Source organism: Ferruginibacter sp., from assembly GCF_049840995.1.
Lineage (GTDB): Bacteria > Bacteroidota > Bacteroidia > Chitinophagales > Chitinophagaceae > Ferruginibacter.
This window is the reverse complement of sequence record NZ_JASGIP010000004.1, coordinates 245065-265710: the sequence shown is the minus strand read 5'-3', so window position 1 is coordinate 265710 and position 20646 is coordinate 245065. Positions and strand designations below refer to the sequence as shown.

The window sequence follows — 20646 nt, the reverse complement described above, 5'->3', positions numbered from 1 at the left end:
ACTGATGAGGCTCCTGTTCTTCACCTGCTTAATTATATTTTCGCTTCAGCTTCATGCACAAAAAACAAGTACAGATAGTTTACCAGTTATAAGCAGTAAAGAACTGGCGCTAACACCTGAGCAAAAAATTGCCATAAAACAAATGATATGGGAATATAAAATGGAGGAAAGAAAAAGAAGAAGGGAATTGCGGCGGAGAATATTTATGATCTTAAACGTAAGACAGCGTATGCTGGTGCAGGGCTGGGGACGCAGGCGTTTTTTTAAATAAAAAAGCCACTTTAAAAAGTGGCTTCCCTAATTATTTTATACCCTTTATTGCATGGTAAATGTTTCCAGGAATTTAGTGGTAAAATTACCACTCCTGAAATCAGGATTCTTCATCAGTTGCAAATGAAAAGGAATGGTAGTTTTAACTCCTTCTATCACGTATTCACTTAATGCCCTGCTCATGGTATCAATCGCTTCTTCCCTTGTTTGCGCCACAGCGATCAGTTTACCGATCATGCTATCATAATAAGGCGGAATAACGTATCCTGCATAAGCATGACTGTCTACCCGCACACCATGACCTCCGGGCTGATGCAACACCGTGATCTTTCCGGGGCTTGGCCTGAAATCATTATATGGATCTTCGGCATTAATGCGGCATTCAATAGCGTGCATTACAGGAATATAATTTTTACCAGTCAGTTTATCACCCGCCGCGATCATGATCTGTTCTTTAATAAGATCGTAGTTGATCACTTCTTCTGTTACGCAATGCTCCACCTGTATCCTGGTGTTCATTTCCATAAAGTAGAAGTTGCGGTGTTTATCCACCAAAAATTCGATAGTGCCCACACCTTCGTAGTTAATGGATTTGGCAGCTTTAATAGCAGCCTCCCCCATGCGTTCCCTTAATTCAGGCGTCATGAATGGTGAAGGAGATTCTTCCACCAGTTTCTGGTGCCTTCTCTGTATAGAGCAATCCCTTTCACTCAAGTGGCAAACCTGTCCATACTGGTCGCCCACTACCTGTATCTCAATGTGGCGGGGCTCTTCCACAAATTTCTCCATATAAATGCCATCATTTTTAAAAGAAGCTGCTGCTTCTGTTTTGGCATTCTCAAAAGCTTTTTCAATTTCTTCTTCGCTCCATACCACCCGCATACCTTTACCACCACCACCGGCTGTAGCTTTTAATATAACGGGATAGCCTACCTCTTTTGCTGCAGTTTTTGCATGCTCCACTCCTTCCAGCAATCCTTCCACACCCGGCACCACCGGTACACCGGCAGCTATCATGGTTTGCTTGGCAGTTATTTTATCGCCCATTGCATTGATCATTTCCGGCGTTGGCCCGATGAACTTGATACCATGGTCGCCGCATATTTTCGCAAACTTGGCATTCTCTGCCAAAAAACCATAACCCGGGTGAATGGCATCTGCATTGGTAATTTCAGCAGCAGCCATAATATGAGCCATGTTCAGGTAGCTTTCGCTGCTGGCGGGTTTACCGATACAAACGGCTTCATCAGCAAATTTTACGTGTAAACTATCTTTATCAGCGGTAGAATACACCGCCACCGTTTTAATACCCATTTCGCGGCAGGTACGTATCACACGCAGTGCGATCTCGCCCCTGTTAGCAATCAATATCTTTTTAAACATCTTGTTCATTTCAAATAAATAATGGTGAGTTGTGAGTAGTGAATTGTGAGTAAAGCAGCATATAAGTACAAGCTATCTGGTAGAAAGCCCACTCACTGCTGACCACTCACCGCTCACTATGCTGGATCTACCAAAAACAAAGGCTGATCATATTCCACCGGGCTGGCATCTTCCACCAGCACCTTAACGATCTTACCTTTTACTTCACTTTCAATTTCATTAAAAAGCTTCATGGCTTCAATAATACAAACCACTTTGCCGGGGGTAACATCATCACCCACACCTGCCAATACAGGTTTGCCGGGGCCCGTTTGACGGTAGAAGGTACCGATCATCGGGCTTTTAATGGTCACTAAATTATCAGCTTTCGGTTCTGCAGCTTTTACGGGAGCAGCAGGAGTAGCCGCGGCGGCTACAGGAGCTGCTGCCGGTGCGGCGGCAGCCTGGTAAACAGGGGCGCCTGCATTAGCTACGATATGTTGTACGGGATCTTTTTTTTGCTTTACGGTTATTTTTACCCCTTCTTCTTCAATGGTAATTTCACCGATATTGGTTTTGTTGATGAGCTTTACAAGCTCCTGAATCTGTTTAATGTCCATGTGTAATTTTTAATTAGTTAATGGATAATTATAGGGGACTGCTAAGGTAGCAAATGATTATCCAAAAAACCAAGTTTTGTTAAAATAAAAAATTGGGGAATCTGCCATTTTTCGTCAAAAATGGGCTAAAAATGTGCAAAAAACCCTTAAAAAAGCCATAAAAATGCATAAAAATAAAAAATGGATAATGGGGCCGCCATTATCCATTTTTCATTATAAAACCAGGCATTATGCCTTTACTCTTTCTACGTATTCGCCTGTTTTGGTATTCACCCTTATCAACTCGCCTTCATTCACAAATAATGGAACGTTTACAGTAGCACCGGTTTCAACGGTAGCAGGTTTCAGTGTTTTGGTAGCTGTATCGCCCCTCATACCCGGTTCGCTATAAGTAACCAGCAAAACGATCTTATCAGGTAATTCCACACCCATTGGCTGTTCTGTTTCGCCATTGATCAATACAGAAACTTCCTGGCCATCTTTTAAAAACTTAGGAGCATCGATCATATTTTCCGCTACAGTGATCTGTTCAAAAGTTTCGGTATCCATAAAGCTGTAACCGGTATCGTCTTTATACAGGTACTGGTAAGCTTTTTTCTCTACTCTTACCGGGAAGATGGTCTCACCACTGTTCCAGGTCATTTCGATGGTACGTGCATTATCCACCCCTTTTAATTTTGCCCATACTTTTGCAGCTGCACGGGCTGTTTTATTTTGTCCGAATTCAATTACTGAATATAAACTACCATCTACTTTGATGATAAGGCCGGAACGCATATCTGCTGTAGTTGCCATGATACTTTGTTTTTAAGTGGGTGCAAAAGTAGACAAAAAATACTGTTTTCAGCTTTCTGCATAAGGTTTTCTGTGTTTGCTTAATCATACACCATGATTTATAAATACGGCCATATAGTTTACAACTATTGTACTTTTAACTTTAAACTTTGCACTTTACCCCTCTTAACATTTCATTCTCAATGAAAAAATATAGTTTTATAAAAAATTTCGCTTTGAAAAGATACATTGTACTACTGGTGCTGGCATTTTGTAGCAAGGCAGCTTTTTCGCAGGCTGAACCTGATACTTCCCTGCTCTATATCAAATTTCCTATTGTTCCATCTTTCAGGCTTATTAATGTGGCCGATAGCAGCATTTTTACCAAGAACGATCTTAAAAAGAAAAAGTTCACGATCATCATGATGTTCAGCCCCGATTGCGAACATTGCCAGGAAGAGACCAAACATCTTACCGCCAGTATCGACCTATTCAAAAAAGCGCAGATCATCATGGCATCGCCGCTGGATTACGGTTATATAAAAAAGTTTTACGAAGAATATAAAATAGCTGATTATCCCACCATCACCATGGGCAGGGACCCGGCTTATTTCCTGGGCACTTTTTATAAAGTGCGCTCCTTCCCTTCTATTTTTGTGTACGATAAAAAAGGTAAATACATTACTTCTTTTACCGGCAGCACACCGGTGGAAGAAATTGCAGCATCCATGAAATAATGTGTAATGCTTAAAATCAAATGGAATATGAAAACGATCCTTGGTTTATTGATAATACTCTTTTGCAGCACCGCCAGTTTTGCACAACAGTACGATACCACGCCGCCTTACCTGAAAAGTAAAGTACTGCCGGATTTCACTTTATTATCGAAGGATTCTGTTCCTTTTACACAAGCTGTATTGACAGAAGGTAAAAGCACTATTGTGATGCTGTTCAATCCTGAATGCGAACATTGCCAGCACCAGCTGGAGCTTTTACTGGATATGCCCGAAGTGGCCGCATCTGCCAACCTGGTTTTAACAGCTACAGAAACATTGAAAAAGATCAATGTTTTTTACGATAAATATCACCTGGAAAAATATCCCTGGATCAGCATCGGGAAAGACCATAAATATTTCTTTGGGGGATTTTATAAACCTAAGACAATACCCGTGCTGGCATTTTACAACAAAGAAAAACAGCTGGTATATTTTAACCAGGGCAGTGTAAAAAAGCAACAGATACTGGATGCTTTAAAGTAAGAGTTATTTTACAAAACGCTGGTTCCATACCACTTCATCTTCAATCACTATTCTTACATCATATACGCCTTTGCCCAGGTTATCTACCGGTATGCGTATAGTAGTGTTCAAAGAACCACTCCGTAAGCGGGTAATGATTCTGCCGGTCACATTCTGGATAAACACATTTACCACCCCGGCAATTTTTTCGGTGCCTTTGTACTGTAGCGTAAGCACATCGGTAACAGGCACGGGATACATTACCCAGTTACCCGCCCCCCCGCCGGTGATCACCATTACCGCCGCCGAATACTCTTCCTTTTCTTTTTCGGTAACACATTTCAACCGGTAATAATTTTGCCCGGTAACGGCTTTGTAGTCGTAATACTGGAATTCCCTGGCTGTGGTAAAACCCGGCGTGGCCTGCAGGGCAATATCCGTCCAGTTATTATTATCGCTGCTGCGCTGGATGATAAAGGTCTTGATGCCCGGCTCTTTATATTGCCAGCGGATATAAACGGCTTTCTTTTTGGCGTCGTATGCGGCGCTGATACCGGGTGTTGCTGCTGAAGAGTATACACACAGGGGTATGATAAAACACAGGGAAAGGAGTATTTTGTACATGGCTTATGGATAATTAACCGGCAAACGCAAAAACCAAACTTAAGTATCTTATCAAATCGTTAAAACGTCTTAAAAATAATTTCAACCCTGCAAACCTGCCAATTAACTAAACAACTACCTTTGCGGCGAAAATAATTTCCTCAAAAAATAAAAATATAAAACATGAAAGTAACTGTTGTAGGTGCCGGAGCCGTGGGTGCAACCTGTGCCGATAATATTGCCCGTAAAGAACTGTGTAACGAATTGGTTTTACTGGATATTAAGGAAGGCATTGCAGAAGGCAAGGCCCAGGACATGATGCAGACCGCAACACTTTTAGGTTTTGATACAAAGATCACCGGCAGCACCAACGATTACTCAAAAACTGCCGGCAGCGACGTAGTGGTAATTACCAGCGGTTTACCCCGCAAACCCGGTATGACCCGTGAAGAACTGATCGGTGTAAATGCAGGCATCGTAAAAGGTGTTTGTGAGAATATCTTAAAATTTTCTCCTAATGCGATCATCATCGTTATCAGCAACCCGATGGATACCATGACCTACCTCGCATTGAAATCCACCGGTTTACCCAAGAACAGGATCATTGGTATGGGTGGCACGCTGGACAGCAGCCGCTTTAAATATCAATTGAGCCAGCATCTGGGTTGCAGCCCATCGGACCTGAATGCAGTGGTAGTGGGCGGACACGGTGATACCACCATGATACCTTTGATAAGCAAAGCAACCTGGAACAGTGTACCGGTTACAGATTTCTTAACTGCTGAACAACAGGAAAAAATTGTAAAAGACACCATGGTGGGTGGTGCTACATTAACCGCACTGATCGGAACATCAGCCTGGTATGCACCCGGCGCTGCAGGAGCTGCACTGGTGGAAAGCATTTTACGCGACGAGAAAAAATTATTCACCTGCTGCGTGAGCCTGGAAGGTGAATACGGCCAGAAAGATATCTGCCTGGGTGTACCGGTTACCATCGGCCGCACTGGCTGGGAAAAGATCATTGATTTTAAGCTGAATGATGCAGAAAAAGCTGCTTTTGAAAAAAGCGCTGCTGCTGTACGCAGCATGAATGATGTGCTGGCTACTTTGTAAGAAGTATAACTAAAACATAATACTGCAAAACCCCGTCTTTGGCGGGGTTTTCTTGTGCCTGCCAGTTTTTTTTAATATCTTGGGCAACCTAACTGCATCTTTCATGAAGGGCCTTACTGCAACACTTATCCTTGTCATAAGCATATTCACATGCCATACTGCCGCGGGGCAATTGATCATTACACCGCAAAGTAACGGACAGGCGCTGGCACAAAAGCTGGTGGGCAATGGCGTGGTGATCAGTAATGTTTCATTAACTGCCGATCCAAGGGCTACCGGTTTCTTTAATAATGTAGGAGGTACCAAAATAGGTATTGACAGCGGGATATTATTGACAACCGGACGAGCCAAGACTGATGAGGTACCGGGCTGGGGTGTAAATGGTGATGCCAAGAAACAGGCCATCGAAGTTTTGGCCGATAATAATTTGAGTATGCCCGGCGATGGAGATCTTGCACGCCTGATCGGAGTACTTAAAACTGATATTCACGATGCTGCGGTGTTAGAATTTGATTTTGTTCCATTGGGAGATACGGTGAAATTCAATTACGTATTCGGGTCAGAAGAATACCCCGATTACGTCTGCCAGTTCAATGATGTATTTGCATTTTTTATTAACGGCCCCGGTTTTCCCGGACCAACCAATATTGCATTGATACCCGGTACCACCGATGCGGTAACCATCAATCATGTGAATGATGGTGCTGCCTGCAGCGTTTTTTACCCGCAGTACTATATCAGGAATTACACCAACACTTATTTTACTTACAACGGGCATACAACTGTACTTACTGCTGTTGCACAGGTGCAGCCCTGCCAAACCTATCATCTTAAATTGGCCATTGCAGATGCAGGTGATTTTGCATTTGACAGCGGTGTTTTCCTCGAAGCAAAAAGCCTTTCTTCCAATGTTGTTACCCTGACCAATACCACCCAGGTGGATGCACAGAACAATAGCTACCTTGTTGAAGGTTGTTCTGCCGGCTCATTTAAAGTAACAAGGCCGGAAGCAAGCATCGGCGGGCCTTTAGCTGTATCCCTTTTGTATAGCGGTACTGCTATTAACGGAGTTGATTACCAGCTACTGCCCAATACTGTTATAATACCTCCCAATCAAACAGAAACTGTGGTGAATATCATCCCGATCATAGATAACCTTCCCGAAGGAATTGAAACATTGAAAATATATGCACTGGCCGGATGTAACGGTAATCCATCAGACAGTACTATAATACAGATAAGAGATTACGATACGCTGGGCATTGCACCCGATACAGCAGTGATCTGCAAAAATGCTTCCATACAGCTGGTGGCAACCGCAGGTTATACAACTTACCAGTGGGATGCAAACCCAACACTAACGAATACGAGTATACGAAATCCGTTTGCCACACCTGTTAATCCTTCAACCACTTATTATTGCACAGCAACAGAAGGTACCTGTCATGGCCGTGATTCTGCATTCATCCGGTTCAAAGACCTGGATTTTGTTTCCAAAAAAGAGATCAATTGTAAGAATGACGCAACGGGTGAGATAAAGGTAGCAGGCGGTCCGGAGTGGACCAGGCCGGCGCAATATTCCATCAACAATAATCCTTACCAGGCCGACAGCACTTTCAGTAATTTGCCCGTGGGCACTTATACAGTAAGAATAAAAGATGCTGATGGCTGCATCGACAGCATGACGGTGGTGCTTACGCAATTATATCCCGACCTGGTGATCACGGATGCTAAAGTGGTATCTGCAACCTGCCTGGGTGGAGCTGACGGTACTATTACAGTAAGCGTAAGTGGTGGCAATAACCCTTATCTTTTTTCTTCGGATGGCATTAATTTCCAGACCTCCAATATTTTTAACCTGCTTACAGGTAATTATACCATCACTGTAAAAGACAATAACAATTGCAGCACCGATCGCCCTGTGGTATTGCCGTTGAATAATTCCGTAACACTCGATGCCGGTATCGACCTCACTATTTGCGAAGGAAAATCGGCGCAGCTTAAAGCAACCTCCAATGCCGATGCTTTATTATGGACGCCGGCTGCAACTCTCAACGATAATACTTTGCTGAACCCCGAGGCATCGCCGGTGGTAACCACCAAATATTTTGTAACAGCTACAACGGGTATCTGTACACGAAAAGATTCTGCGATCGTATTTGTTAACCCTGCACCCAAAGCCAATGCCGGTCCCGACCAGAAGATCTGTTATGGACAGAATGCGCAGTTGCAGGGAGCTGGTGGTTTAACTTATTTGTGGTCGCCCACTTCTTATTTAGATGATCATCGTTCTGCATCACCCGTAGCAGCAAAACTGCCGGGCTCTATCAGCTATTACCTGCATGTTACCGATATCAATGGTTGTGTATCGTTAAAGAAAGATACCGTACTGATCACCGTAGTAAGACCCGCAATACTGTTTGTTGGAAATGATACCACGCTGGCTGTTGGACAGCCAATGCAACTGCATTCAGTGGATGTAAACAATATTGGCCTGCAGCAATATACCTGGTCACCCGCTTATGGCCTGGATAATCCTTTCATCAATGACCCCATTACTGTATTAGATCATGATGTGGTATATACCGTTACCGCCAGCAATGCAATTGGCTGTACTGCTGTGGATGAGATAAAGATAAAAGTATACCGTGGCCCTGAAATATATGTACCGAATGCTTTTTCGCCCAATGGAGACGGTTTGAATGATCTTTTAAAAGCCATACCGGTGGGCATCAAAGATTTTCATTACTTCAGGATATTCAACCGCTGGGGCAATATTGTTTTTGCAACCCAGAATTATACAACCGGATGGGATGGAAAAATTAAAGGCGGGCTGCAAACACCCGGCACTACGTATGTATGGATCGCTGAAGGCGTGGATTACAAGGGCAATACCATTCAACGAAAAGGAACGGTGATCATCACCAATTAATCCTTATGAAAGGTTTGTTTGATCAGCAAGCCATCCTTGTATTCTTCTATATAATCTAAGATGCCATTGGGTTTGTAAATGTAGAGTGTGCCATTGCCTTCAAACAGGGTTCCCTTTTCTACAGGTTCGTCATATTTATTAAAATTGGAGAATACCGTATAGGAATTGTTGTTTTTGTATAAGCGTTGGCTCCACAACAAGCCATTCTGATGAAAAAAGGTCATCATTCCTTCGTACTTGCCATTAACAACATGACTGATTATTCGTATACTGCCATTCTCGTAAAAATCCTTGCGAATGAATACTTCCTCATCTTTTATTATTCCTATAGTTTGAGTAGGAGAGCTTGATTCTTTTTCCTGTGCCAGGTAGTTTTTCGATTGCCGGTAACATGCCTTTGCATCAGGACACAGAAATGCTTCCAGGGCATCATTATTTTCTCCGAAGCAATACTCATTAAGCAGTGCCAGCGAATAACCGTACATCCTGTGATTGAATACCCCAAACGATTTCACGCTCCATTCTGAGTACCTGAAATCATGTGATTGCCTGCTTACTATAAAATTATTGGTCTTCAATATTCCGAACCCTTCTATAAGCATTGCAAGATCCATCATGTACTTGTTTGGGAAATTAAACACAGTTTTGTGTACTAATTTCATAAAGACCAGCTGGTATGCTATTGAGTTGAAGGTAATATCAAAATTGTTCAGGTCTTTTGTATATATATCAATCCCATATTTTTTACTGATAGAGATATCATTCCCGATTTCTTCTGTAAAACCTTCAAGCTCGTCCTTATCCCATATTAAGGTGAAATCTACAAGCGAACGATCAAATTCAATAAAGTCACAGATATATGTAATAAAGTATTCAATAGCTTCCTGTGTATTAAAATCCGGGTAATTAAAATGGCAATGGGCAGGAATTAAATATTTTCTACTACGGATATAGTTGCTGCCAAGCTTCTGTTCAAACCATACCAATGCCTTCTCTATCCAATTTTTGTCGTAGCTGTCAACCGGGCATTCCCCTTTGGTATACTTCATACTATGTACTGTATTTAACTCACCCCGTTCACCTGCATTTCTTTATTGATCTTTTGCACCAGTCCCTGCAATACCTTGCCGGGCCCGGCTTCTGTAAAATGCGAAGCGCCATCAGCTACCATGGCTTGTACACTTTGCGTCCACCTAACGGCACCGGTTAGCTGCTCAATTAAATTCTTCTTTATTTCAGCAGCATCGGTTACTGCTTTGGCCACCACATTTTGATACACAGGGCACAAAGGCGTACTGAAAGCCGCGGCATTGATAGCTGCAGCTAATTCTTCTTTGGCAGGCAGCATCAACGGGCTGTGAAAAGCGCCGCCAACAGGCAATACCAATGCACGTTTGGCACCGGCTGCCTTCATTCTTTCGCAGGCAATTTCAATACCTTTTATAGAACCGCTGATCACCAGTTGCCCGGGACAATTGTAATTGGCAGCCACCACCACTTCGCCGGTCTCTGCGGCCACTGCGGCGCAAACTTCTTCTACTTTTTCATCCGCCAGCGCCAGCACTGCCGCCATAGTGGAGGGGTTTAACTCGCAGGCACGCTGCATGGCTTTTGCCCTGATGGAAACCAGTTTTAACGCATCCACAAAACTCAAAGTACCATTGGCTACCAGTGCCGAAAATTCACCCAGCGAATGACCGGCCACCATATCAGGTTTTACATCATTTAATGTTTTATAAGCTATTACAGAATGTAAAAAAACTGCGGGCTGTGTTACATTGGTTTGCTTAAGGTCTTCGTCGCTGCCGGTAAACATGATGTCCGAAATGCGGAAGCCCAATATATCGTTGGCCTGCTCAAACATTTCTTTTGCAAGCGGGTTACTGTCATATAAATTTTTTCCCATCCCGGAAAACTGCGATCCCTGCCCGGGAAATACATAAGCATGTGCCATCGTTGTTAGTTAATTAGTTTATTGGTTAAATAGTTTCATCACTCTTGCTGGTCAACAGCGCAAAGGTATACCGTGCGCCTGAAAAAATACCGGCATAAAAAAAGTTTATTTGAAGTTACCAATGCTGCTCCAAATAAACTAATAAACCAATTGACCAGTTAACTTAGTGTAACTGTGCACTGATGAGTTTTACAAATTCACTCCTTGTTTCATTCTTTTCAAATTCGCCCCAGAATGCCGAAGTGGTTGTAACAGAATTTTGCTTCTGCACGCCCCGCATCATCATACACAAATGCGATGCTTCAATCACCACTGCCACACCCAATGGCTGCAATGTTTCTTTAATAGAATTCAATATCTGGTGTGTTAAACGCTCCTGCACCTGCAGCCTGCGGCTGTATACATCCACCACTCTTGCAATCTTGCTCAGGCCCGTGATCCATCCATTGGGAATATAAGCCACATGCGCCTTTCCGTAAAATGGCAGCATGTGATGTTCGCACATACTGTACAGTTCTATGTCTTTCACAATGATCATCTCGCTTACCTCTTCATGAAATTTTGCAGAATTCAGTATAGCATTTGCATCCAGCTGGTAGCCATGGGTAAGAAACTGCATGGCCTTGGCCATACGTTCCGGTGTTTTCTGTAACCCTTCCCTCGAAGCATCTTCGCCCAACAGCGCAATACTTTCTTTATAATTTTTTATCAGCCCCGCAGTAACCTGTTCATCATACTGCTCTGTTTTTTTGTATGCCATTCCTTTAGTTTTAATATGCTTTTTTAATTAACAGGGTATTCAACAAAATTCCTTTCGGTTTCATAGAGGCGTATCTTAAGGTCGAACTTCGGATCTATCTTTTCTCTTAATATCCGGTAAATAACCACCGCAATGTTCTCTGCTGTTGGATTCAGGTCTTTAAACTCCACTGTGTCTTCATTCAGGTTTTTATGATCAAAGCGGGCATGTATGTTTTCCTGTATCAGGTCGCTCAGTAATTTCAGGTCGTACACATAACCTGTGGCCGGGTCGGGTTCACCGATCAGCTTTACCACCAGTTCGTAATTATGGCCATGATAATGCGGGTTATTGCATTTACCAAACACACGGTCATTCGTTGCTTCATCCCAGGCGGGATTGTGCAAGCGGTGCGCTGCATTAAAATGTTCCTTACGGTAAACGGCTACTTTATTACCCATACAAGTATTTTACACACAAAGGTTTTTATTGAAAAAATTTCATCAACAACCGTACTGAAAAATCGTGTGGAATGATTCAGGACCTTTTTTGCTGAAGGTTATAACAGAAGTCTGCTGTTCAAACACATCAACTATGTAAGTTAATTACAAATAAAGTTAGCAATTGTTTGCAGTAAACAAAACTTAATTTCCGTAGTACTCTACAAAGATGCGGGGAGTTTCGTACAATTTAAGGCAATGCAGCTGTACGCCCTGGGGCAGGTGCGGCTCCAGCTGGCCCCAGATAGCGGTCACCAGGTTTTCGATAGAACATATCTTACCGGCCATAAAATCTACATCCATGTTCAGGTTCTTATGGTCCAGCTTGTCTATAACATGCTCTTTTACAATTACGCTTAACTTTTTTACATCATACACAAAACCCGTCTCCGGATCGGGTTCGCCCTTTAAAGTAACATACAGCTCAAAATTGTGCCCATGCCAGTTCTCATTAGCGCATTTGCCAAATACCTCTTCGTTCTTTTCACGGCTCCAGCTGGGGTTAAACAGCTTGTGAGCAGCGTTAAAATGTTCTATCCGGGTGATGTAAACCATTAGCTATTTTCGAAAATTTCCGCAAAGGTAACCCCTAAATCCTGAAATATGAAGTGTAAATCCGAATTTTGCAGGATGCAGATCCTACTGATATCGGCAACACCCAATGAGATTGAGCTGTTTATCAACGCTTATACCAATGTTGATATCCTCATTACCGGCGTGGGCGCACCTGCCACACTCTACCATTTACAGCGCAGGCTGAATAAAAAAGAGTACGACATGGTGATACAGGCAGGTATTGCAGGCTCCTTTTCAAACGATCTGCAGTTAGGAGAAACAGTTTTGGTAAAGCAGGATACGTTTGGCGACCTGGGGGCTGAAGAAAAAAGAATATTTACACCATTTTTTAATACCGGCCTTATCAACGGCCACGAATTTCCTTATGCCAATGGCTGGCTCATTAACTCCACTGCTTTACCAAAAAACACGATGCTTAAATCTGTAAAAGGCGTTACGGTAAATAGGGTAAGCGATAGTTTTTTACAGAAAGTACAACTGCTGGATGCTTTTGACGCACAGGTGGAAAGCATGGAAGGCGCTGCATTGCATTATGTATGCCTGTTAGAACAAGTGCCCTTTCTGCAACTCCGTTCTATCAGCAATTATGTAGGAGAAAGAGATAAATCTAAATGGAAAATAAAAGACGCATTTGAAAATCTGAACACAGAATTAACCGGTTTGATAAAACAATTAAAGGACTTATAGATAATGAAACTGACACTTGGTTTTTCACCCTGCCCCAACGATACATTTATTTTTGATGCGCTGGTAAATAATAAAATTGATACAGAAGGAATACAATTTGAAACCGTGCTGGAAGATGTGCAGACACTGAACCAGTGGGCCATTGATGGTAAACTGGCCATTACAAAATTGAGTTACGGCGTATTGCCATTGGTACTGGAAAAATATGCAGTTTTAAACAGTGGCAGTGCATTGGGTAATGGTGTAGGACCATTACTGATATCGAATGGTGAATATACAATAGAGGATGTGAGTGAGCAGCTGATCGCTATTCCGGGAGAGAATACCACTGCACATTTATTGTTTTCACTCGCATTCCCTAATGCCACCAACAAAGTTTTTTTGCGTTATGATATGATAGAAGATTTTGTGCTGTCGGGCAAAGGCCTGGGGGTCATTATTCATGAGAACCGTTTTACCTATGCACAAAAAGGTTTGCATAAAATAATTGACCTGGGCGATTACTGGGAAAAAGAAACACAGAATCCAATTCCGCTGGGTGGCATTGTGATCAACCGCAATTTTGATACTGAGCTGCAGCAAAAAACCGACCGGCTCATTAAAAAAAGTATTGAGTACGCTTTTTCAAAATATCCCGAACTGAATGATTATATCCGCAGCCATTCACAGGAAATGAGTGAGGACGTGATGCGCAAACATATCGATCTATACGTAAATAAATTTTCGCTCGAGCTTGGCACAACCGGCCGCTCTGCCATTCAGAAACTGCTATCGGTATACAGTTCCCTGCACCCGGGAACTGCAATAGTAAACGATACTGTTTTTTGTAACTAAAAGATCAGAATTCTTTTTTCAGCGCTTTGGCATACACTTCCAGGCAGCGCTTTCTTGCAAATTCATGCTCCACTATCGGTTTAGGATACCCGAATTCCTGAAACTCTGGCACCCATTTTTTGATGTACTTTAATTGTGGATCAAATTTTTGCGTTTGCAGGTAAGGATTGAATACTCTAAAGTAAGGCGCAGCATCACAACCACTGCCCGCAGCCCATTGCCAGCCGCCGTTATTGGCTGCAAGATCAAAATCGAGTAATTTTTGTGCAAAATAACTTTCACCCAGCCGCCAGTCAAGCAATAAATGTTTGGTGAGAAAGGAGGCAACGATCATGCGTACACGATTATGCATAAAGCCGGTTTCGTTCAGCTCCCGCATACCGGCATCCACAATGGGGTAACCGGTTTGCCCATTGCACCACAATTCAAATTCACCATTGTCCCTGCGCCATTCAATAGTATCGTATTGCGATTTAAAAGCCTGCCCCTTGCCCACATGCGGAAAATGCCAGAGTATCATATGATAAAACTCCCGCCATATCAATTCATTCAGGTAGGTTTCGGAAAGTTCCCTGCTTTTTGCGGCCAGTTCCCGTATGCTGATGGTACCAAAACGCAGGTGCACCCCTAATTTTGAAGTACCTGCAATTGCCGGGAAATCTCTTTGCTTACCATATTTTTTTACCAGTTCTTCATCCAGTTGTTTGGAAGGAAAAGGCTTATCCACCGCTTTAAAACCTATTTGTTTTAAAGAAGGTATTGCAACAGCAGGCTGTTTGTAAAAATTGGAAAAATATTTTTTTACAGGATATTGCTTCAAATGAAATTCGGTGAGCACTGCTTTCCACTTGCGGCTGTAGGGAGTAAAAACAGTGTAAGGAGTACCATCATCTTTCAGCACTTCATTTTTTTCAAGTAAAACCTGGTCTTTATAAGTTTGTAAAGAAGCGCCCTGCTTTTTTAATAAGCCCGCAATTTTTTCTTCTCTTTCCTTTGCATAGGGCTCATAATCGTGGTTGGCAAAAACTGTTTCAATTTTATATTTACACAATAAGGATTGATAAACTTCCAGCGGGGTGCCGTGATACACTTCCAGCGATGCACCTATTTTTACCAGCTTTGTTTGTATCTCTTCCAAAGCCGCATGTATGAACTCCACCCTCCTGTCTTCCTTATCTTCCAGTTTGTTTAAGATATTGGTATCAAAAATAAAGATCGGTACAACAGGATGATCGCTTTTGAGTGCATGATACAATGCTGCATTGTCCTGCAGGCGCAGATCGCGGCGAAACCAGAAAATGTTTACAGTTGTCATTGAGGTTTACAACAAACAGATCACAAAATGGTTGGCGATAGCAGGCTGTAAATTTTTTGAGTGATCGTATTGCTATAGGTTTTATTACCGATACTTTTTACCCAGCGCATATTGTAAATAGAATTGCTTAAAAAAACTTCATCGGCCTGCAACAATGCTTCCACAGTAATTTCTTTTTCCCTACAGCTGATATGGTTTGCTTCGAGCTGTTGCAGGATATAGTTGCGCAATACGCCTTCAATACAACCTTCTGCGAGTGATGGTGTAAACACCACACCCTCTTTTATTAAAAAAATATTGGCGATCGTACTGTCGCAAACCCTGCCATGGTTATTCAGCAGCACCGCATCATTCCATTGTTGTTTTTTTACTTCCAGCGCTGCCATTGCATAGGGCAAAAAATTATTCGTCTTTAAATTACTGAGTATATCGCAGCTTTTTTTTGCATCATAATATATGCCCAGGTCCAGTCCATTGCTGTTGAGTGCAGCATTATCATCCGCCAGGGCCCATGTCTGAATAATGTAGTCGGGATGATGATGTGCAGCATCATACAAACCACCATCACCTCTAAAAACGGTGAGGCGTACCCGTGCTGCTTGTTCCTGTTTGTTCTTCGCAGCAAGCTGCAGTATTGCTTCCTGTAATTTTTGCGGGGTAAAATGTTTGGGTATATCAAACTGTAATACTTGCAGTCCTTTCCATAAGCGTGCAAAATGTTCATTGCCCAGGATCAATGCACCCTTCTTTATTTTCATGGTCTCAAACAGTCCATCGCCATAGCGCAGGCTGCGGTTACCTGTACCAATTACAGGTATGCCTTCCGTAAATATTTTTCCGTTGTAATTGAACCAGGTCATGCAACAAATATACCTTACTTGTAAATGTATTGTTTCATTAAAAGTAAAATCCCGTCATTGCTGACGGGATCTACTTCTTCATTACAGTTTTAGAGACTTCGTTCAAATATTGAATTTTAAATTTCTTCGTCCAGTATCTTATGCTTTACAGCATACATAATAAGCCCTGCAGTACTTTTAGCACCGGTCTTTACTTTCAGCTTATCACGAATGGCCTCCACGGTACGTGGGCTCAGGTCAACAATATCGGCTATCTCCTTGGTGCTTTTTTCTTCGCACATCAGTTTTAAGATAAGGGTCTCCTTATCGTTCAGTTGTGCTTCCTGCTGCATTAATTTTTGCGGGGTTACAAAATTTCTTTGTTTCAGGTTGGTAAGCAAGGCCTTATTGGTTAAGGAATTGAAATAGTACTCCTGTTCGAAGCAGGTTTTAATAGCTTCGTAAATAATTTCGCTGTCGCTGGTCTTGGTAAGATAGCTGTTGGCGCCCAGTTCCATCAGTTTAGTGATCATACTATGGTCGTCCATCATGGTAAGCATGATGATCTTGATGTTGGGATATAATTTTTTTACTTCGGGAAGTGTGGTGATACCATCCATTACAGGCATCTGGATATCCAGCAGGATCACATCGGTGGAAACATTTTTAAGCATATTCAGCAAGTGCATGCCGTTGTCGGCTTCTGCAATCACTTTAATATCTTTTTTAGCGCTCAAAGCAGTTTTAACACCGGCACGGTACAATACGTGATCATCAGCAATTATCACTCGTATCGGCTCTTCACTATCATTTTTCGGGATCATAATTAATTAGTCTTAATAGGTTAATAGTAGTTTTGCTATGTATTAACGCTAAGTGCAAGTTCAAATTATAATGAAATATAAGAAAGAGTGTAATTACCCTATGTTTTGGATGGGAATTTTACGATGGAAGCCCTGATCAGCTACTTATACAAATATTCCTGCAGCTGTAAATGCAATATACAGACCTCTGTACAAAATATTAAATAATATTTTAATTTGATTGCCTGTTGAGAGAAACCCAGCTTATTCTATCAGTTTATTGCGCATGCCGTACATGATCAACCCGCCGATGGTCTTGGCATCCACCTTTGTTTTCATGTTCTGGCGGATGGTCTCGATAGTACGGGGGCTCAGGAAGATGATCTTGGAGATCTCCTCCGTGGTTTTATCTTCGGCCAGGAGTTTGAGTATCTTCAGCTCTTTTTCGTTGAAATGAACGGGAGTATTGGTACCGTAGTGCTGGCGTACATTTTTCTTCTGCATCAGTTTACCCATCACAGCTTTATTCACCAGTTCGTTAAAGTAAAAATCATCGTTCATGCAGGTGAGTATGGCTTCGTATATCTCTTCGGGATCGGTGGTCTTGGTAAGATAAGCATTAGCGCCCATTTCCATCATTTTGCTGATCATCTGCTGATCGTCGTACATGGTAAGCACAATGATCTTGATCTCTTCGTATTCCTTGCGTATCAGCTGTATACCGTTGATGCCGTCTATCTCGGGCATGCGTATATCCATCAACAGTACTTCGGGTTTTTTAATAGCGATCTTATGCATCATATCCTTGCCATCTTCAGCTTCCCATAGCATTTTCAGATTCGCCTTGCCGGAAAGGGCCATTTTGATGCCGTCCCTGAAAATTTTGTGATCATCGGCAATAGCAATCTTGATCTGGTGGTCGTTACTCATAGTTTATATAAGGGGTTAGTATAAATCCGTTTAAAGTTACACTTTTCACGCAATAGTTATGCAGTAAACCGGTTAAAGCCTACCGTAAAAATTTTTCCACATGCTGTTGGTTATCATTAGGTTTTTGTAATATCTACCAAGTATTTTTACGATACCCTTTCCTGGTTATTTTACGATGTTTTATTGCGCTATTGCGCAATAAGCGGTAAATACTACAAAACAAAAAACGGGCAGTAATCCTCTTGTCCGGCCAGCTTACCAAAACTATTTTTGTTTCAGTTGATTGACATTAGTACACGAAAAAATTTTATCCAATTATCCTTACAGCTGAAAAGCTCTACCAATCTAATCCGAAGAAAAACCTGTCTGTGCTTGTGTTTCCAATGTCAATCAACTCTTTTTGCCCGTTTTAACTTCCAATACCTCTGATCCAGAAATTTATTATTCAACCCGGCTTACCTCTGAAGCCGGGTGAATTAATCCACATTTTCCGCGTTTGGCATCCTCTTTGCATTTTTAAAGGATAGCGATCCAACTATCCAGGTTTCTTGATGGGTTCTGGTTGAAATAGTAAAAAAACGTTGGTAAAGCTACGATTTTTTCCATAGTAATTTTACTATTTAAATTTCGTACATTTACCCCATATTTTACCGTCTTTTTACTTGGTATATCTACCGAAACCCTCTACCACAAAGGATTTGACAACTTTTCCACATATTAACAATTATGTGAGCCAGTTGCCCACGGAGTGGTTTTGGAGGAAGTTTACATCAAGAAATCGATTATAAACCACAAAAAAATTACTTATTACTATGGAACCTTGGAAATTAGTAGAAGAATTCATCGTTGAATGTTTTTGTTAATCAAAAACTTTTTATCCTGAGACGGCCCGATATTTCTTGTATAATTAGCTGTTGTTAGTTACTTTTGATTAAAACTAACGGCCATAGAAGATTATCTGCTCTACATATCGAACTTCTCAGGATTCATACCTTTAATTCTCTTTGCGCTTAACTATAAAAAGCTGAGCGGGAAAGGATTAAAGGTATTTTTTATATACACCAGTTACATCTTCGCCCATACCATGGCAACAATATTGTTGCGCTATTTTACCTGGTATTATACTTATACATTGCTGCTCCGCTTCTTTAATGTTATTGAACTGGGTTTTATCTCTTATTTTATATACCTGAATATAAAGAACGTAACCGCCAAAAAGATCATCCTGGTCATTCAGCCGCTTTTCTTTATTTATTGCCTTTTTGATTATTTAAGTTCCAAACAGCCTTCGGTTGGCTTCTACCCCGCTGCTGTTGAATGTATTATAATGATCGCCTTTATTATTTATTTTTTCTTCGAAATGATGCAGGAGATCATCCAGACGCCTTTGTACACAATTATGGAATTTTGGCTTGCAACAGCCCTTTTGTTGTACTTTTCGGGCAATTTCTTCTTATTTGTTTACTCAAAAACCATGATCAAAGCGGAGGGATTCCTGGTGACTTACAAATACATTTACAGCTCAATTATAATTTTAAAAAATATCTTCATCAGTATTTCCGTTATATTCCTAAACTCAACCCTTGCTAGTCTTAACCAACATAAAAAAAGTCTTTCGGAAGAATCTTTAGCATTTTTCCAGGAGCTCTAAACCCAACACCCAGAAAGTCATGTTTTTTTTACAAGCACCTAATAATCCGCAGGGAATAAACAGTATCATGTTTTTCGGCACGATAGGTATGCTTGTGTTGACCATGGGTATCATCATCTTCGTGATCTTTCACCAGCGTAAGGTAATGCGCTATAATTCGCAGCTTAAAAAGCTGGAGGAGGAAAAGCAGCAGATATTACTGAACGCCTCTATCCGTTTCCAGGAGGAAGAACGTAACCGTATAGCCGCCGACCTGCACGATGATGCCGGTCCGTTATTGGCCACGGCCCGCCTTTATTTGAACGAGAACCTGGTGAACCAGGAAAAGGCCCAGCAGTTGCAAAGCATTTACAGCGCCAAGCAAATCATTGATGATGCTATTTTACTGATCCGCAATATCAGCCACAGCCTGATGCCACCTACGCTGAAGAACTTTGGTTTGGAAAGCGCTGTGAACGACCTGTTCCAAAAGATCAGCGGCAGCGGCAGCATCAATGCCAGCGCCCGCTTTCACGATTACCGGGTACGCCTTAAAGTGGAACAGGAACTGCTGGTGTTCCGTATTGTGCAGGAGTTGGTGAACAATGTATTCAAACACAGTAATGCCGGCTTTATACATCTTACCCAAAACAACAGCGGCAGCAATATGTACTTCAGGCTGCACCACGATGGTACCGGTATTGTGCAGGCCGACTTTGAAAAACTGAACCAGAGCGCACTGGGGCTTGGTTTAAAAAATATTGCCAGCCGTATCAAAGTACTTAAGGGGCGCATCTATTTTGAGATAGACCCCAGCCACACCTACTATAAGGTTACCATCGAAGTGCCGATGGAGGCCATGATATAATATACCGGGTGGACAGATATCGGATATTAAATTTCCTGCATTTTTAACCGGGCCAGCTT

General features: G+C 42.0%; 21 protein-coding genes. 8 read left to right on the top strand and 13 right to left on the bottom strand.

The genetic code is table 11. The features are described 5' to 3' along the window. Positions 1–315 precede the first annotated feature (315 nt). From accC to efp, 3 genes are all read right to left on the bottom strand, one after another. On the bottom strand, positions 316–1662 hold the full coding sequence (gene accC / locus QM738_RS11905; RefSeq protein ID WP_462276941.1) for an acetyl-CoA carboxylase biotin carboxylase subunit: 1347 nt from the start codon (positions 1660–1662) through the stop codon (positions 316–318). Between the two features lie 107 nt (positions 1663–1769). Then, positions 1770–2252 carry an acetyl-CoA carboxylase biotin carboxyl carrier protein gene (gene accB / locus QM738_RS11900; RefSeq protein ID WP_462276940.1) on the bottom strand — a complete coding sequence of 161 codons (483 nt, stop codon included), beginning with the start codon at positions 2250–2252 and terminating at the stop codon, positions 1770–1772. 228 nt (positions 2253–2480) lie between these two features. Then, positions 2481–3047 carry an elongation factor P gene (gene efp / locus QM738_RS11895; RefSeq protein ID WP_462276939.1) on the bottom strand — a complete coding sequence of 189 codons (567 nt, stop codon included), beginning with the start codon at positions 3045–3047 and terminating at the stop codon, positions 2481–2483. Between the two features lie 215 nt (positions 3048–3262). Here efp and QM738_RS11890 point away from each other — a divergent pair, with 215 nt between their 5' ends. Then, positions 3263–3763: a TlpA family protein disulfide reductase gene (locus tag QM738_RS11890; RefSeq protein WP_462276938.1), complete on the top strand. Its 501-nt coding sequence runs from the start codon at positions 3263–3265 to the stop codon at positions 3761–3763. Positions 3764–3790: 27 nt separating this feature from the next. Then, positions 3791–4285: a TlpA family protein disulfide reductase gene (locus QM738_RS11885; protein WP_462276937.1), complete on the top strand. Its 495-nt coding sequence runs from the start codon at positions 3791–3793 to the stop codon at positions 4283–4285. A 3-nt stretch (positions 4286–4288) separates the two neighbouring features. Here the strand turns inward: QM738_RS11885 and QM738_RS11880 are convergent, their stop codons facing one another. After that, the gene (locus QM738_RS11880) at positions 4289–4888 is read right to left on the bottom strand and encodes a T9SS type A sorting domain-containing protein (RefSeq protein ID WP_462276936.1); all 600 of its coding nucleotides are present in this window, start codon (positions 4886–4888) and stop codon (positions 4289–4291) included. A gap of 162 nt (positions 4889–5050) precedes the next feature. On the opposite strand from QM738_RS11880, the gene mdh reads away from it, so the two are divergent. Then, entirely contained in the window at positions 5051–5980 is a 930-nt protein-coding gene (mdh, locus tag QM738_RS11875; protein ID WP_462276935.1) for a malate dehydrogenase, read from the top strand. 103 nt (positions 5981–6083) lie between these two features. After that, positions 6084–8912 carry a choice-of-anchor L domain-containing protein gene (locus QM738_RS11870; protein ID WP_462276934.1) on the top strand — a complete coding sequence of 943 codons (2829 nt, stop codon included), beginning with the start codon at positions 6084–6086 and terminating at the stop codon, positions 8910–8912. On the opposite strand, the gene QM738_RS11865 is transcribed toward QM738_RS11870, so the two are convergent. The 5 genes from QM738_RS11865 to QM738_RS11845 all read right to left on the bottom strand — a co-directional run bounded on the left by QM738_RS11865 (position 8909) and on the right by QM738_RS11845 (position 12660). Beyond that, entirely contained in the window at positions 8909–9961 is a 1053-nt protein-coding gene (locus QM738_RS11865; protein WP_462276933.1) for a toxin-antitoxin system YwqK family antitoxin, read from the bottom strand. The two genes, QM738_RS11870 and QM738_RS11865, sit on opposite strands and share 4 nt — an antisense overlap. 14 nt (positions 9962–9975) lie before the next feature. Beyond that, entirely contained in the window at positions 9976–10866 is an 891-nt protein-coding gene (fabD, locus tag QM738_RS11860) for an ACP S-malonyltransferase (RefSeq protein WP_462276932.1), read from the bottom strand. Between the two features lie 163 nt (positions 10867–11029). Next, positions 11030–11626, bottom strand: a complete 597-nt coding sequence (gene folE / locus QM738_RS11855) for a GTP cyclohydrolase I FolE (protein ID WP_462276931.1) — start codon at positions 11624–11626, stop codon at positions 11030–11032. 23 nt (positions 11627–11649) lie between these two features. Beyond that, positions 11650–12066 (bottom strand): 6-pyruvoyl trahydropterin synthase family protein, encoded by a 417-nt coding sequence (locus tag QM738_RS11850; RefSeq protein ID WP_462276930.1) that lies wholly within the window; start codon positions 12064–12066, stop codon positions 11650–11652. A 183-nt stretch (positions 12067–12249) separates the two neighbouring features. Then, positions 12250–12660: a 6-pyruvoyl trahydropterin synthase family protein gene (locus tag QM738_RS11845; RefSeq protein ID WP_462276929.1), complete on the bottom strand. Its 411-nt coding sequence runs from the start codon at positions 12658–12660 to the stop codon at positions 12250–12252. 48 nt (positions 12661–12708) lie between these two features. Here QM738_RS11845 and mqnB point away from each other — a divergent pair, with 48 nt between their 5' ends. Both mqnB and QM738_RS11835 read left to right on the top strand, forming a co-directional pair. After that, positions 12709–13368 carry a futalosine hydrolase gene (gene mqnB / locus QM738_RS11840; RefSeq protein ID WP_462276928.1) on the top strand — a complete coding sequence of 220 codons (660 nt, stop codon included), beginning with the start codon at positions 12709–12711 and terminating at the stop codon, positions 13366–13368. A 3-nt stretch (positions 13369–13371) separates the two neighbouring features. Further along, complete coding sequence (locus QM738_RS11835) at positions 13372–14202, top strand: 1,4-dihydroxy-6-naphthoate synthase (RefSeq protein ID WP_462276927.1); 831 nt, start codon at positions 13372–13374, stop codon at positions 14200–14202. Between the two features lie 4 nt (positions 14203–14206). Here QM738_RS11835 and QM738_RS11830 read toward each other — a convergent pair whose 3' ends face one another. From QM738_RS11830 to QM738_RS11815, 4 genes are all read right to left on the bottom strand, one after another. Next, positions 14207–15517 (bottom strand): cryptochrome/photolyase family protein, encoded by a 1311-nt coding sequence (locus QM738_RS11830; RefSeq protein ID WP_462276926.1) that lies wholly within the window; start codon positions 15515–15517, stop codon positions 14207–14209. A gap of 20 nt (positions 15518–15537) precedes the next feature. Continuing rightward, positions 15538–16377 carry an aminotransferase class IV gene (locus QM738_RS11825; RefSeq protein WP_462276925.1) on the bottom strand — a complete coding sequence of 280 codons (840 nt, stop codon included), beginning with the start codon at positions 16375–16377 and terminating at the stop codon, positions 15538–15540. Positions 16378–16493: 116 nt separating this feature from the next. Further along, positions 16494–17180 carry a response regulator transcription factor gene (locus QM738_RS11820; protein ID WP_462276924.1) on the bottom strand — a complete coding sequence of 229 codons (687 nt, stop codon included), beginning with the start codon at positions 17178–17180 and terminating at the stop codon, positions 16494–16496. Positions 17181–17423: 243 nt separating this feature from the next. After that, positions 17424–18089: a response regulator gene (locus tag QM738_RS11815; RefSeq protein WP_462276923.1), complete on the bottom strand. Its 666-nt coding sequence runs from the start codon at positions 18087–18089 to the stop codon at positions 17424–17426. Positions 18090–19173: 1084 nt separating this feature from the next. Between QM738_RS11815 and QM738_RS11810 the strand changes: the two genes are divergently transcribed. Together QM738_RS11810 and QM738_RS11805 are read left to right on the top strand one after the other, a co-directional pair. Next, a complete protein-coding gene (locus QM738_RS11810) occupies positions 19174–19740 on the top strand; it encodes a hypothetical protein (RefSeq protein WP_462276922.1) in 567 nt (188 codons plus the stop codon). 19 nt (positions 19741–19759) lie between these two features. Then, positions 19760–20587 carry a sensor histidine kinase gene (locus QM738_RS11805; RefSeq protein WP_462276921.1) on the top strand — a complete coding sequence of 276 codons (828 nt, stop codon included), beginning with the start codon at positions 19760–19762 and terminating at the stop codon, positions 20585–20587. Positions 20588–20646: the final 59 nt, after the last annotated feature.

What these genes read in the sequence shown, in the direction of transcription:
- accC (WP_462276941.1), bottom strand. Translation starts at nt 1,662, where the DNA reads ATGAACAAGATGTTTAAAAAGATATTGATTGCTAACAGGGGCGAGATC.
- accB (WP_462276940.1), bottom strand. Translation starts at nt 2,252, where the DNA reads ATGGACATTAAACAGATTCAGGAGCTTGTAAAGCTCATCAACAAAACC.
- efp (WP_462276939.1), bottom strand. Translation starts at nt 3,047, where the DNA reads ATGGCAACTACAGCAGATATGCGTTCCGGCCTTATCATCAAAGTAGAT.
- QM738_RS11885 (WP_462276937.1), top strand. Translation starts at nt 3,791, where the DNA reads ATGAAAACGATCCTTGGTTTATTGATAATACTCTTTTGCAGCACCGCC.
- QM738_RS11880 (WP_462276936.1), bottom strand. Translation starts at nt 4,888, where the DNA reads ATGTACAAAATACTCCTTTCCCTGTGTTTTATCATACCCCTGTGTGTA.
- mdh (WP_462276935.1), top strand. Translation starts at nt 5,051, where the DNA reads ATGAAAGTAACTGTTGTAGGTGCCGGAGCCGTGGGTGCAACCTGTGCC.
- QM738_RS11870 (WP_462276934.1), top strand. Translation starts at nt 6,084, where the DNA reads ATGAAGGGCCTTACTGCAACACTTATCCTTGTCATAAGCATATTCACA.
- QM738_RS11865 (WP_462276933.1), bottom strand. Translation starts at nt 9,961, where the DNA reads ATGAAGTATACCAAAGGGGAATGCCCGGTTGACAGCTACGACAAAAAT.
- fabD (WP_462276932.1), bottom strand. Translation starts at nt 10,866, where the DNA reads ATGGCACATGCTTATGTATTTCCCGGGCAGGGATCGCAGTTTTCCGGG.
- folE (WP_462276931.1), bottom strand. Translation starts at nt 11,626, where the DNA reads ATGGCATACAAAAAAACAGAGCAGTATGATGAACAGGTTACTGCGGGG.
- QM738_RS11850 (WP_462276930.1), bottom strand. Translation starts at nt 12,066, where the DNA reads ATGGGTAATAAAGTAGCCGTTTACCGTAAGGAACATTTTAATGCAGCG.
- QM738_RS11845 (WP_462276929.1), bottom strand. Translation starts at nt 12,660, where the DNA reads ATGGTTTACATCACCCGGATAGAACATTTTAACGCTGCTCACAAGCTG.
- mqnB (WP_462276928.1), top strand. Translation starts at nt 12,709, where the DNA reads ATGAAGTGTAAATCCGAATTTTGCAGGATGCAGATCCTACTGATATCG.
- QM738_RS11835 (WP_462276927.1), top strand. Translation starts at nt 13,372, where the DNA reads ATGAAACTGACACTTGGTTTTTCACCCTGCCCCAACGATACATTTATT.
- QM738_RS11830 (WP_462276926.1), bottom strand. Translation starts at nt 15,517, where the DNA reads ATGACAACTGTAAACATTTTCTGGTTTCGCCGCGATCTGCGCCTGCAG.
- QM738_RS11825 (WP_462276925.1), bottom strand. Translation starts at nt 16,377, where the DNA reads ATGACCTGGTTCAATTACAACGGAAAAATATTTACGGAAGGCATACCT.
- QM738_RS11820 (WP_462276924.1), bottom strand. Translation starts at nt 17,180, where the DNA reads ATGATCCCGAAAAATGATAGTGAAGAGCCGATACGAGTGATAATTGCT.
- QM738_RS11815 (WP_462276923.1), bottom strand. Translation starts at nt 18,089, where the DNA reads ATGAGTAACGACCACCAGATCAAGATTGCTATTGCCGATGATCACAAA.
- QM738_RS11810 (WP_462276922.1), top strand. Translation starts at nt 19,174, where the DNA reads ATGGCAACAATATTGTTGCGCTATTTTACCTGGTATTATACTTATACA.
- QM738_RS11805 (WP_462276921.1), top strand. Translation starts at nt 19,760, where the DNA reads ATGTTTTTTTTACAAGCACCTAATAATCCGCAGGGAATAAACAGTATC.